Below are 12,059 nucleotides of genomic sequence, written 5' to 3' on the forward strand. Positions count from 1 at the left end.
GACTCAGGGGGTTTCGATGACTATGGCGGCCTCCATTTCGAGGACCTTCTGGTAGTCGTCGTCGAGGGTGGCCGCGTCGCTGTGGATGAGGATCACCCAGGCGAGGCAGGTGAAGAGGTCGACGGTCTCGGGGACGAGGGCGTCCTCGTCGTACAGGATCTTCATCCAGTGGAAGGACTTCAGGTCCTCGGCCGGAGCGAGTACTTCGCGGTTGCGGAAGTAGCCTTCGCGGACCGCGGAGATGAAGATGCCGCGCAGGTGCTGCACCAGGTCGAAGCTGGAGCGCACCTCGCCCCGGACCCGGTGCGCCACGGTCCGCTTGATGTGGTTGTCACCGGTGGCCAGGTCGCTGACCATCTGGTGACCGCCACCCGCGGGCCGCGCCGCCACCTCGATCAGCCGTGGCCCGTCGGGCGTCAGCATGATCTCGGAGTGCCCGCAGCCGACCCGGATGCCGACGGCGTCCAGAACCTGTTGCGTATAAGGCCAAACAGCCAGTACTTCGGGATCGTCGGCGGCGAGGAAGTCGATCCGGTGGTAGATGCCGATCTTGTCCCCGCGACTGACCTTGGTGTAGCGGCACACGTCGACCAGTGAGTGGACCCCGTCCACCGAGTAGCTGTCCACCAGATACTCCGTGCCCTCGGCGTACTCCTGGATCAGCACCGCCTCGTTCGTGAGCCCCATCTTGTTGGTCCGCCCCAGCACCCGGTCGAACCGTTCGCGCCAGTCACCGTCCTCGAAGACGACGTAGACCTCGTCGCCGGCGGCGCTCTTCGGCGGTTTGATCACGAGCCGCTTGCCGAGCAGGTCGTTCTCCTTCAGCCAGTTCTCGGCCTCGACCGGATCGGACGTCAGGAACTGCCTGAGCCGCGGAACCCCTGCAGCAGAAAGCGCCTGAGCCATCTGCCACTTGTCCCGCCGAGCCGCAGCCAGCTCCGGCACGTTGCCCGTGCCCGGCACCAGGATCTCGGTGAGCTGGTCGCAGAGCTCGACCCCACTCTCCGCCCCCGGCACCAGGTACTCCGGCTCGTAGACCCGCAACTCATCGGCCAGCGCGGAGACGTCACCCGTGAGGTAGTGCACGTGCTCGAAGTCGTCCGGATGCCAGCTAGTCGTGTACGCCGGCGGCGGCTCCGACCCACTCAGTACTGCGACCGGGATCTGCCCGGCTTCTTTGAAGGCCGCCGGATACTCCTGACCGGTGGACAACGGGTCCACGATGATCGTGTATTGCGAAGACATGTCGCCCTCCTATGCGCTCTCGCTCGGCAATGGCTCGGACGCCGGGGTGATGTCCAGAGCTGGTTCTTCGGTGGCAGTGCCGGACATCCCCAGGTAGGCGAGGACGATGCCGATCGCGCCGGCCACGCCGCACCAGACCCAGACCCGGGTGCCGGCGTTGTTCCAGACCCACACGCCGAGGAACGGACCGAGGGCGGAGCCCAGGCCGAACATGGCGTGCGCCGACCCGACGTACCGGCCGAGGAGTTTCGGCGGCGCGGCCATCCCCGGGTAGGCGAACATGGTCGGGCCGGCGATGATCTCGGCCAGCGTCCAGAGCAGGGTGCCGATCACGAAGATCGCGATCCCGCCCGGCAGGGCGTAGAACGCGAGTCCGCCGCCGAGCAGGACGAAACCGATCATGGCGACGATCCTGGCCGGCCAGTGCTGGACCACCTTGGTCACCAGCAACTCGCAAGTGATCACGATGAACCCGTTCAGCGCGACGACCGCGCTGAACCACCAGGTCGACAACCCCTCCGACTTCATGTGCAGCGGAAGGACGGCCAGGTACTGCATGTAGATCGCCGCATTGATGAACATGCAGACGAGGAACAGCACGTACTTGTAGTCCCGCAGTACGGCGAGGTAGCCACTCTTCGGCTCGACAGCAGCCGGGTCAGCAGCGACCGTGTCCGTGAGCTCCGCCGGCTTCCGGCCCGGCAGCGCGATGATCGCGACAGCTGCATAGGCCAAGGCGGCAAGGGCTTCACCGATGAACAGCAGGTTCCAGGAGATCGCGACCAGGGCAGCACCGATCAGCGGAGCTGCCGTCGTACCGACGTTCATCGCCAGCCGGTACAGCGCGAACGTCATCACCTGCCGGCTCTTGGGAGTCAGCTCGGTCAGCAGCGCCGCCGAGGCCGGCCGGTAGAACTGGCCGACCGCTCCGGCCAGCGCGACGACGATCAGGATCGCCGGATAGCTGGGCACGTAGGCGATCCCGAGGACGAAGGCCGCCATCCCGAACATCGAGATCATCACCGCTGCCCGCGGCCCGACCTTGTCCGACAGCGAGCCGCCGATGATCAGGCCGATCACCGAACCGCCGCCGTAGATGCCCAGCGCCGTACCGGCCTGGACGTCGCTGAAACCCTTCGAGGTGGTCAGGAACAGCACCAGGAAGACCTGCAGGAACCAGCCGAGCTTGTTCACGAAGACGCCGACGAGCAGCGCCTTCACCGGCGCGGGGGCCTCCCGGATGGTCGCCCAGATGCCGGTGCTCTCTTCAGCCGTGGCACTCATGGCGAGGGCTCCCCAGCTTCCTTAGGATGTCCGGACCACTGCAGAGCCTTCTCAGCGGCGTCCAACGCGGCTCGGCAGTCGTCCAGCGAAGTCGCCACCGCGGTCGCATACGCGATCCGTCCCCAGAGCGTGCCTTCCGGCGGGGGACTGGTGGTCGCACCGGCTTCCATCAGTACGACGAGTTGGTCGATGGTCGCCGGTAAAGCAGATGAGTCGAACGCGACCGAGTCCAGCACGGTGTCGTTCTCGTCCACGTAGAAGAACCGGACGCCTCCGACCATCGTCCGATCCGGGACGAGCGAAGGCGCCTGGCCACACGCGACCGCGGCAGCCGCGAGCCCCGGATCGGCCCCGGTCGCCTGCAACCCGAGGTACGGGATCATGTCGCCGCCGATCCGGGCGTTGATCTCGATCACCTTCGGCCCGGCCGCGGTGATCATGATCTCGGTGTGCGTGATGCCGTCGCTGAACCCGACTGCCGCGTGCGCGTCGACCAGGACCTGCATCAGCTCCTGGTCGGCGAGCAGCGGGTCGGCCGCGTCGACGTAGTGACCGATCTCCTCGGCGTACGGCGGGTAGCCGATCTCCTTGCGGGCAAGGCAGAACGGCGTCACCTGGCCGTGGAAGATCGCCGAGTCGATGCTGATCTCGTACCCGTCGGCGAACTCCTCGACCAGCACCTTGACGTCGTAGTGCGGCGCCTCGGGGACGGTCGTGTCGTGCGCGAACTCCCAGTTGTCCTTCAGCTCGTCGGCCGAGTTCACCTTCACCACGCCGAGGCTGGCCGCCATCGCGCGTGGCTTGAGGATCGCCGGGTAGCCCACCTTCTCGGCGGCTGCCAGGGCGTCGTCGACGGTGTCGACCAGGATCGACTCCGGCTGCGGGACACCCCGCTCGGCGAGCGCCGTACGGGTCAGGTGCTTGTCCCGGCAGCGGTTGATCATCTCGACGTCACCGCCCGGCAGACCGAGCGCCTCGGCGATGTGCGCGGTCGGCAGGATGCGGGCCTCGTCCCAGCAGAGCACGCCGTCGATCGGCTGGTCCGCGTGCAGCTTGCGGGCCGCGGCGACGAGTGCCTCGGCATCGAGCGTGCTCTCCAGCACGGTCCAGGCCTCGATGTACTCCTTCTCCCAGGTCGGCTCCGCATGCAGGAACATGTGGATCCGGTACTGCGGGGCGATCGAGCGCAGGATGTACTCGCGGAACAACCGCATCCCGGTCGCCACCACCAGCAGGTGCGGTCTCGTGGTCATCTCAGACCTCCCTGATCGGAGCGGGGATCTGCTCGATGTACGAGACTCCCCGGGTGCCGTCGCTACGGCGGAAGTGGTCGGTGATCCGGATGTTGCCGCGGACGTCGTACTCCGGGATGCTGCGGCACTCGCCGCTGACCAGCTCACCGTCAGCGGTCAGCAGGCAGTAGGCGCCCCGGATCGAACCGTCCGGCTGGAGGCGGCCGACGAGCCGGCCGCTGCGCAGCGTCCCGCCGGCGTAGAACTCGGCCCAGACCAGGTCGTCCTCGCGGTGGTACTGCCCGTACGGCGTACTCGCGCCCTCCTCGGCGACGAGCTGGAACCAGACGCCGTCGACATCCGGCACCTGGGTCCCGAAGGCCTCGGGTTCCGGTGCTGCGGCGGTCACCACTGCACCGCGCAGAGTTCGTCGGAGATCGGGTAGATCTCCCGGTCGAACATGGAGTTGAGCACGATCGCGGCCCGGACCGGTAGTTGCGTCAGGCCCGCATTGGTCAGGCCGTGGCTGTACCGGCTCGCGTTGAACGAGAAGATCCGGTGGCCGTTCATGCCCTTCCAGCGAACCGAGTAGTCCGGCTCGACCAGCATCTCGCCGTCGTCGTCGTAGTCGATCCGCTCCCGCAGGTCGTCGTCGAACGGCGCCTGCACGTGCTCGCGGCCGGCGGCGATCACCAGGTGCTTCACCTCGTGCTCCTCGGGCGTCTCCGGCGTGGTGCAGCGCAGCCGGACGGTGCCGTCGGCAAGTTGTTCGGCCGAGGTGACGTCGCGGCCGGGCAGCAGCGTGACCGGGAACCGGCCGAGCGTCAGCAGCCCGTCGTAGTTGCCCTGGTAGAGCGCCTTCAGGCCGCCCGGGGTGATCGCGTCGCCGGAGTAGCGGGAGTCCACGATCATCTCCCGGCGCTTGGACCGGTTCAGCCCCTGCAGGAACTCGATGTGCGACGGCCGGTACAGCTCGTTGGCCATCGGGGAGTCGTCGATGCTGCGGAACCACTGGTTCCGGCCGATCCAGCGGATGTCGGTGAAGCCGGAGCCGAGCAACCGTAGTACGCATTCCAGCCCGGTCTGGCCGCCACCGATCACCGCGATCGGCTCGGCCTTGTCCGTGTCCAGGCTCGGCAGCCGGGCGCCGAGCTCGTCGGCGATGAAGGCCCGCTCGGGGTCCAGCTCGCGGGCGTAGCCGGGCCACACCGGCCGGGTACCGAGGCCGAGGACGAGGTGCTCGGACAGCGCGACGGGCGAACCGTCGACGCAGACCTGGAAGCCTTCGTCGGTGATCGAGATCGCGTCCACCCGGCAGTCGAAGTTGACCACACCGAGCCGCTCGGTGGCCCAGGCGAGATAACGCTCGTACTCGATCCGGGGCAGGGCATCGAACTGGGAGTTGATCAGCGCGTAGAGCCGCCCGGACGTGACCAGGTAGTTCAGGAACGTCAGTTCGTGCCGTGGGTCGACCAGCGAGACCAGGTCCTTCATCCAGCCGGTCTGCATCCGGACCCCCGGGTAGAGCAGCGGCGTGTGCCAGCCGGCTACCGGGCGGGAGTCGAACAGGGCCAGTTTCTCCGTGGTGACGTTCTTGTACAGGGCCGCCAGTGACAGGTTGGAAGGACCGGCTCCGATACCGATCGTGTGGTACCTGGGCGGGTGGCCGTTGCCTCGTTCCGACATCGTCATGCGCTTGTTCTCCGTCCGCGAAGTGGTGGTGCGCGTGGTTCCCCCGGTGACGAGCGGCCCGAGCAGGTCGCTCGCTGCCGTCCGGCTCGCGGCCAGCGCGGTTTTCACGCTGCCGCCGGACCCACCGGTGAAAGTGAAGAGCCGATGCGTGCTGCCGAGTACCGACCAGAGGGTCAGTACCGGCGGATCGGCATAGCAGTCGGCGTTGGAGACCGTGTTCCTGGTCTCCAGCAGCCTGAGGTGTGGCAGTCGCTGCCCGGCGATCCGGACGGCCTCGGCGGCCAGATCGGAGGTCGGTGCGCTGCTGCCGGGTGGTACCGACCAGTGGTGGGTGTCGACGCCGAGGAGGAGTCCTCCGTCGGCGGTCGGCCGCCCGTACAGATCACTGGTCTCGTCGACGAACATGGTCGGCAGAGCCCCGTCCACGTCGTACACGGCGACCTGGATCGCCTTGGTCCGGTACGGCTCGGCCGGCAACGCATTGCCGGCGAGCAGTCCGGGTGTCCAGGGGCCGGCGGCGACCACCACCACGTCGTACCGGTTGCTCTCGCCTGGGGTGCGACAGCTGACCGATCCGTCGGGGTGGGGGACCAGCCCGAGTACGGGGCCGGTGACGACCCGGCTGTGTGAGCCGCGGGTGAGCTCCTCGATCACCAGCGAGCGCAGGTGGTCCGGCCTGATGAAACCGGCCCGCTTCTCGAGTACGCCGACGGTGCCGGCCGGGAGCCCGTGCCAGCCGCTGCCCCGCAGAGCGCTCTCGTCGACGACCTCGGTGGATCCCGGGTGCAGGTGCTCCACCTCGGCGACGGCCGCTTCCAAACCGGCGTACGGCGTGAGCAGGTAAGTGCAGCCGGTCTCGACGTAGCCGGACTGCTCCAGCAGACCGGGGGTCTCGAACAGCTCGAAGAGGCTCTCGACGGCCAGCCGGCGTTGCTCGGGATGGGTCTCGAAGCCCCGCACGCCGCCACCGGATGCGGCGGTCGCATCCGTTCCCGGTACGCCGGTGACGAGGTCGACCTCGACGGCGGCGTACTCCGTCAGCCGGCGGGCCAGCAGCGTGCCCGCGATCCCCGCGCCGATCACGCAGATCCGCATCTAACCGCCCGCCCCGGTCAGCGCCGCGCGCAGCGAACCGGTGTCCCGGACCCCACCGGCGAGCAGGTCGATCAGGATCCGGGTCGCCAACGCGGGGTCGAACCCGGACGGCCGCAACGCGTGCTCGGCCCGGGCGAGGTCGATCTCGGCGAGCGCCGGATGGAGCGTCTCGGTCGGGATCCGGGAGCCGTCCAGCAATGGGCCGACCCGCTCGGCGAATGCCCGGAACGCTTTCCAGGTGAAGTCGCTGCGATAGCGGTCCGGACGGTCCCAGGCCAGGTAAAGCCGGACCATTGCCGGGTCCTCCGACCGGAGCATTTCATTGGCCGCCACGACGTGATTCCGGCTGGTCGAGAACTTGCTCCCGTCGAGCGTGTAGAACTCATTCACGACTAGACCGGAAAGGGGCAATGGATTCACCCCGGCGGCCGCCCAGATTGCCTGCCAGTACAGGGCGAACCAGTACGCGTTGTCGAGCCCGAGGAAGTGCCAGAGATTGTCCACCCGGCCGAGTGCGGCCAGATATCCGGACAGGTCGTTCGCGGCCGGATCGATTGCCGTCGCGACGTTGTAGAGATCGGTCAGCGCGACCTCGGTGTAGGGCCCGATCCGCAAGCCGGCCAGTGGTCCCTCGCCCTCGATGCCCCAGTTGGTCGGGTACGCCAGGGCGATCTCGGGCAGCCCGTCGGCCAGTTGCCGGTCGATCAGCGCGCGCACGGCCGGCGGCAGCTCGGCCCGCAACCACATCGCGGTCATCGCCTCGCGGTGGTCCTCCATCCGCAGCACCGGAACCGTGGCCTGGAAGGCCCGTGGTTCGCCACCGCAGCGGCCGCAGACCGGGTCGATCATCGTTTCCACGTAGGTGAAAGCGCCACACTGCTCGCAGGCACCACCCGCGGCCGGCGCCTCGCAACCACGGCATCGGCCCGTCAGATAGGACTCGTGCAGGGTCCGCGAGCAGTCCCGGCAGGCGTACAGGGTGACTTCACGCAGAGGAGCGGCACCGCTGGCGACGAGCTCGTTCATGAGCTGCCGGATGACCGGCGCGTGCTCGTCGGTGAGGGGATCGCTGAACCGGTCGTAGCCGATCCGGGCGAGTTCGTAGGTTTCCTTGATGTCCGCACGGAAGTCCGCGGTCATCACGCCGACCTCGATGCCTTCGCGTTCGGCCCTGGTGAGCACATAGTTCTGGTGCACGTCGAGACCGGTGGTGACGACTACCTGCTCACCGCGGGCGCGTGCTGCCCGGGCGGCGATGTCGGCAGCCAGGTAGGGGCCGGCGAGGTGCCCGACATGCAGGGGACCGTTGACGGTCGGCTGCGGGAAGGTGAAGACCGTGACCGGCGGCTCAGACATGGCCGGCCGCTACTGCCTCGGTCGGTCTTTCACCCTCGTCGGCGCCCGCGATGGGCATCCAGTAGGCGCTGAAGACGGTCAGCAGTTCGTCATCCGACCGGTTCTGTACGACGTGCGCTTCGGTGCTGCTGAGCAGGAAGGCGTTGCCGTGCGTGATCTCGTGCACCTCGCCGCCCACCAGCACGTGCGCCGTACCGGCGACGACGATCGAGAGTTCGAGTTCGGGGTGCTGGTCGATCGGGCTCTCCGAGCCTGGCGGAACGGAGTACCACATGGCCTGGAAAGGCATTTGCCCGCCGAGCTCGTATTGCTCCCAGCGAACCACTCGGAGATCTTTCACCAATAGGCTTTCGCCGGTGATCAGGTCGAATGTACGCATGCTTCGCTACCCTCCGTAGCCGATCCGCGACGCGGCTCAAGAAGTTGTTGGAAAACGCAATGAAGGCACGGTCAGACGCTTTTGATTCAGCCTTGGATCAATCGCCACGCGCCGCACTGACACCCGACCACCATCGGGACAGAACTCGTTGCTGCGTTGGTGATTGCCCGGCGACCCCCCAGTCTCCGTGGCCGAAAATATAGGGAAGGTCGCGCTCCGAGTAAAGGGGAGTACGCAACGAATTCCGGATCACCCGTAACTGATGCGGAAATTCTTCGTTATCGGACCGTTTTGTCAGCGATGCGTGGTCGAACGCACACGCACGGCGATCAGCTCTGGCCGGGGAAGGTCAGCTCTGGCCGGGGAAGGCCTGCGCGGTGCCGCCCCAGGTGAGCTGGGCACGCGAGGTGTCGATCAGGGCCTGGATCGCGAGTGTGCGGACCGGCACCTGCTCGGCGGCCTCGACCAGGTCGGCGTACACGACCGACAGCCGTCGCTCGATCAGCAGCACCAGGGCCGCCGCGGTCGCCGCGTCGGTGACAGCCTGCGGCAGGTCGTACGCCGGTTCCGCGGCGACCGGGGTCTCACCGCCCTGGATCACCAGCTCGGCGAGCTGGTCCCGGCGGCGGCGGTGCTCCTCGAAGGCGGCGGTGGCCTGAGCGAAGCGTGCGCCGGAGAGCTTGCCGCCGGCCACGCCCACGCCGTACATCGCCGCGTGCTCGCCGGCGAGGGCGGCCTGCAGAGCGTCCTTCTCGGTCAACTTGCCGCCTTCTTCCTGGGCGTCAGAAGGGCAGCGAGCTGGCTCTCGCCGGCCGCGAGCATCGCGAGCACCCGGGCCGCCTCGCCGGACACCTTCGCGGCGGCGGTGGCGTGACTGACCGACAACTTCTGCTCGCGGCTCGCCAGGTCGGCCAGCGCCGCGACGGCGTTGCCGGGGAGAGCTGGGAGCTTGCCTGGCTGCGGCGGCTCGAAACCGCCGATCTCCTTGAGCCCGGCGAGCTGGGTGGCGTGGTTCTTCACCCCGGCCGCGAGCTGGGCGCGCAGCTTCGGGTAGGCCTGGCCGACCTCGCTGTAGCGCAGGGACAGCTGCTCGACCTGGGTGGCGGCCACCGTCAGCGCCGCGACCACAGCCGGGTCGGTGCTCGGCGGCGGAGGCGTGGCGCTTCCCGGCCCCTCGGAAGTGCCCGGGGTACCGCTCTTGTCTTTCTCGTCTTCGCAGCCGGTGAGCAGAGTCGCGGTGGCCGCAAGGGCGGCGGCACTCCGCAGAACAGCACGACGCGGCAGTCGAGGGGGCTCGGTCTGCACGGCCCGAACGATATCCCGGATGGAGGCGCATGGCCGGACCACTCGGCGGGCCGGATAAGGTGGACTACTGCTCTCGGCCGGATCGCCGGGAGCTGCAACGGGTGACACAACTGGAGAGAGGCAGGTCTACCTGTGAGCCGAAAGACTGACCACACGGACCCTACGAGCCTCGAGAACTTTCTGCGGCCGATCGTCGAGCAGTTCGGCTGCGACGTCGAAGAGGTCGACATCATCTCGGCCGGCAAGCGGCGCCAGCTGCGGGTCCTGGTGGACCGCGACGGCGGCATCAGCCTGGACGACGTCGCCGAGGTGACCCGGGCGATCTCCAAGGCGCTGGACGCCGACGACGTGATGGGCGACGGCGCCTACACGCTGGAGGTCTCCAGCCCTGGTGTCGACCGGCCGCTCACGCTGCCCCGGCACTGGCGCCGCAACCTCACCCGGCTGGTCGCCGTCACGCTGACGGGCGGCCACAAGGTGACCGGGCGGATCACCTCCGTCACCGACGAGGCCGCCCTGCTGGACGTCCGCGGCCAGCACCGCACCATCGCCTTCGCCGACGTGGAGAAGGCCAAGATCCAGATCGAGTTCAACCGGCCAGCCGGCACCGACGACACTGATTCCGCCGCTGACGGCGCGGCAGAGGAGAACTGATGGATATCGACATGGCCGTCCTGCGGTCCCTGGAACGCGAGAAGGACATCGCGTTCGAGATCGTCGTGGAGGCGATCGAGCAGGCCCTGCTGGTGGCCTACCACCGCACCGAGGGCGCTCAGCAGCAGGCCCGGGTGGAGCTGGACCGCAAGACCGGGCACGTCACCGTGCTGGCGCGGGAGCTGGCCGAGGACGGCACGGTCGCGCGCGAGTTCGACGACACGCCCGCCGACTTCGGCCGGATCGCGGCGACCACGGCCAAGCAGGTCATCCTGCAGCGGCTGCGCGACGCCGAGGACGATGTCCGGTACGGCGAGTTCTCCGGTAAGGAGGGCGACATCTTGTCCGGCATCGTCCAGCAGGGCCGCGACCCGCGCTCGGTGATGGTCGACCTGGGCAAGATCGAGGCCGTGCTGCCGGCCCCGGAGCAGGTGCCGGGGGAGAAGTACGAGCACGGTTCCCGGCTGCGGGTCTACGTGGTCGGCGTCCGCAAGGGCTTCAAGGGCCCGCAGATCACCGTCTCCCGGACGCACCCGAACCTGGTCAAGAAGCTGTTCGCGCTCGAGGTACCGGAGATCGCCGACGGCACCGTCGAGATCACCGCGATCGCGCGCGAGGCCGGGCACCGGACCAAGATCGCGGTCCGCACCCTGAACCCGTCCGTGAACGGCAAGGGCGCCTGTATCGGCCCGATGGGCCAGCGGGTGCGCAACATCATGCACGAGCTGCACGGTGAGAAGATCGACATCATCGACCACAGCGACGACCCGGCGACCTTCGTGGGGAATGCGCTGTCACCGGCGCAGGTTTCCTCTGTAGAGGTCGTGGACGCCGCGGCGCGCGCTGCGCGGGTGGTCGTTCCCGACTATCAGCTCTCGCTCGCGATCGGCAAGGAAGGGCAGAATGCCCGCCTCGCAGCCCGGCTCACCGGCTGGCGGATCGACATCCGGCCGGATACCGATGTGACTCGTGAGGACGAGAAGGTAGACTGATCGTCTGTGACAGCTGGTGCAGTCGTGCGCTCTGGGAAAATTCAGAAGCGGACCTGCATCGGATGCCGGAAGCGGGACAGTCCTACCAGGCTGCTGCGGATGACGGTGTCGGAAGGATTCGTCCTTCCGGACGCCGCTCGCCGGGCACCCGGGCGTGGGGCGCACCTGCACCCGGTCGTCGGCTGTCTCGATCTCGCTGAGCGACGCAAAGCGTTCCCGCGGGCCTTCAAGGTCGCGGGTCCGCTGGACGTGTCACTCGTTCGGGAAGCAGTGAGTAGTACGCAGTAATCAAGTGCGGCCATCCGGCCGCTCGCGGCGCCTCGACCGGGGTGCGGCGACGACATGAAGGCGGGTCATCGACTCATGACTACTCGATGAGTGTCCAAAAGTGATGGATACACAGCGATGAGTGCACTGCGATGAGCATGTACGTCAACTAACGGTCCGCGCCCCAGGCTCGGACCAGAGGGAGAGTAGTGGCAAAGGTCCGGGTCTACGAGCTCGCGAAAGAGCTCGGAGTTACCAGCAAGGTCGTTCTGACCAGGCTGAACGACATGGGAGAGTTCGTCCGATCGGCGTCCTCGACGATCGAGGCACCCGTCGTACGACGGTTGGCGGAGGAGTTCGAGAAGAACCCGCCGAAGAAGCGCGCGGCCAAGAAGGCCGCCGCCAGTACTTCGCCTGCGCCCGCGCAGGCAACAGCGCCGGTGACTCCGGCGGACAACGCACCTGAGGTCGCCGCGGCGACTCCGGCCGCGCCGGTGGCGGAGGTGCTCGGCACCAGCTGGATGGCAGCCGTCTACCAGCAATACCTGAAGGAGGCGG

13 protein-coding genes are annotated in these 12,059 nt (G+C 67.9%); 4 read left to right on the forward strand and 9 right to left on the reverse strand.

Annotation, left to right across the window (positions count from 1 at the left end; genetic code table 11):
- Positions 1 to 3: 3 nt before the first annotated feature.
- From ABZ004_RS37850 to ABZ004_RS37890, 9 genes are all read right to left on the reverse strand, one after another.
- Positions 4 to 1,245, reverse strand: a complete 1,242-nt coding sequence (locus ABZ004_RS37850) for an ATP-grasp domain-containing protein (RefSeq protein WP_355686714.1) — start codon at positions 1,243 to 1,245, stop codon at positions 4 to 6.
- A 9-nt stretch (positions 1,246 to 1,254) separates the two neighbouring features.
- Positions 1,255 to 2,529 (reverse strand): MFS transporter, encoded by a 1,275-nt coding sequence (locus tag ABZ004_RS37855; RefSeq protein ID WP_355686715.1) that lies wholly within the window; start codon positions 2,527 to 2,529, stop codon positions 1,255 to 1,257.
- Positions 2,526 to 3,782 carry an ATP-grasp domain-containing protein gene (locus tag ABZ004_RS37860; RefSeq protein ID WP_355686717.1) on the reverse strand — a complete coding sequence of 419 codons (1,257 nt, stop codon included), beginning with the start codon at positions 3,780 to 3,782 and terminating at the stop codon, positions 2,526 to 2,528. Before ABZ004_RS37860 ends, ABZ004_RS37855 begins: the two co-directional genes overlap by 4 nt.
- 1 nt (position 3,783) lies before the next feature.
- Positions 3,784 to 4,170, reverse strand: coding sequence for a hypothetical protein (locus ABZ004_RS37865; RefSeq protein ID WP_355686719.1), 387 nt, complete (start codon positions 4,168 to 4,170; stop codon positions 3,784 to 3,786).
- Positions 4,167 to 6,548 (reverse strand): FAD-dependent oxidoreductase, encoded by a 2,382-nt coding sequence (locus tag ABZ004_RS37870; RefSeq protein ID WP_355686721.1) that lies wholly within the window; start codon positions 6,546 to 6,548, stop codon positions 4,167 to 4,169. The genes ABZ004_RS37865 and ABZ004_RS37870 overlap by 4 nt, the downstream gene beginning before the upstream one ends.
- Complete coding sequence (locus ABZ004_RS37875) at positions 6,549 to 7,904, reverse strand: class I tRNA ligase family protein (RefSeq protein WP_355686723.1); 1,356 nt, start codon at positions 7,902 to 7,904, stop codon at positions 6,549 to 6,551.
- A complete protein-coding gene (locus ABZ004_RS37880) occupies positions 7,897 to 8,283 on the reverse strand; it encodes a cupin domain-containing protein (protein ID WP_355686725.1) in 387 nt (128 codons plus the stop codon). Before ABZ004_RS37880 ends, ABZ004_RS37875 begins: the two co-directional genes overlap by 8 nt.
- Before the next feature lie 349 nt (positions 8,284 to 8,632).
- The gene (locus ABZ004_RS37885; protein WP_355686727.1) at positions 8,633 to 9,043 is read right to left on the reverse strand and encodes a ferritin-like domain-containing protein; all 411 of its coding nucleotides are present in this window, start codon (positions 9,041 to 9,043) and stop codon (positions 8,633 to 8,635) included.
- Positions 9,040 to 9,588, reverse strand: a complete 549-nt coding sequence (locus tag ABZ004_RS37890) for a cell division protein FtsK (RefSeq protein ID WP_355686729.1) — start codon at positions 9,586 to 9,588, stop codon at positions 9,040 to 9,042. The genes ABZ004_RS37885 and ABZ004_RS37890 overlap by 4 nt, the downstream gene beginning before the upstream one ends.
- A 132-nt stretch (positions 9,589 to 9,720) precedes the next feature.
- On the opposite strand from ABZ004_RS37890, the gene rimP reads away from it, so the two are divergent.
- The 4 genes from rimP to ABZ004_RS37910 form a co-directional block, all read left to right on the forward strand.
- Entirely contained in the window at positions 9,721 to 10,242 is a 522-nt protein-coding gene (gene rimP / locus ABZ004_RS37895; protein WP_355686730.1) for a ribosome maturation factor RimP, read from the forward strand.
- Positions 10,242 to 11,234 carry a transcription termination factor NusA gene (nusA, locus tag ABZ004_RS37900; protein WP_355686732.1) on the forward strand — a complete coding sequence of 331 codons (993 nt, stop codon included), beginning with the start codon at positions 10,242 to 10,244 and terminating at the stop codon, positions 11,232 to 11,234. The genes rimP and nusA overlap by 1 nt, the downstream gene beginning before the upstream one ends.
- A gap of 24 nt (positions 11,235 to 11,258) precedes the next feature.
- Positions 11,259 to 11,522: a YlxR family protein gene (locus ABZ004_RS37905; RefSeq protein ID WP_355686734.1), complete on the forward strand. Its 264-nt coding sequence runs from the start codon at positions 11,259 to 11,261 to the stop codon at positions 11,520 to 11,522.
- A gap of 188 nt (positions 11,523 to 11,710) precedes the next feature.
- On the forward strand, positions 11,711 to 12,059 hold a 349-nt coding region (locus ABZ004_RS37910), incomplete at its 3' end, for a translation initiation factor IF-2 N-terminal domain-containing protein (RefSeq protein WP_355686735.1).

Source organism: Kribbella sp. NPDC006257, assembly GCF_040613535.1.
GTDB lineage: Bacteria > Actinomycetota > Actinomycetes > Propionibacteriales > Kribbellaceae > Kribbella.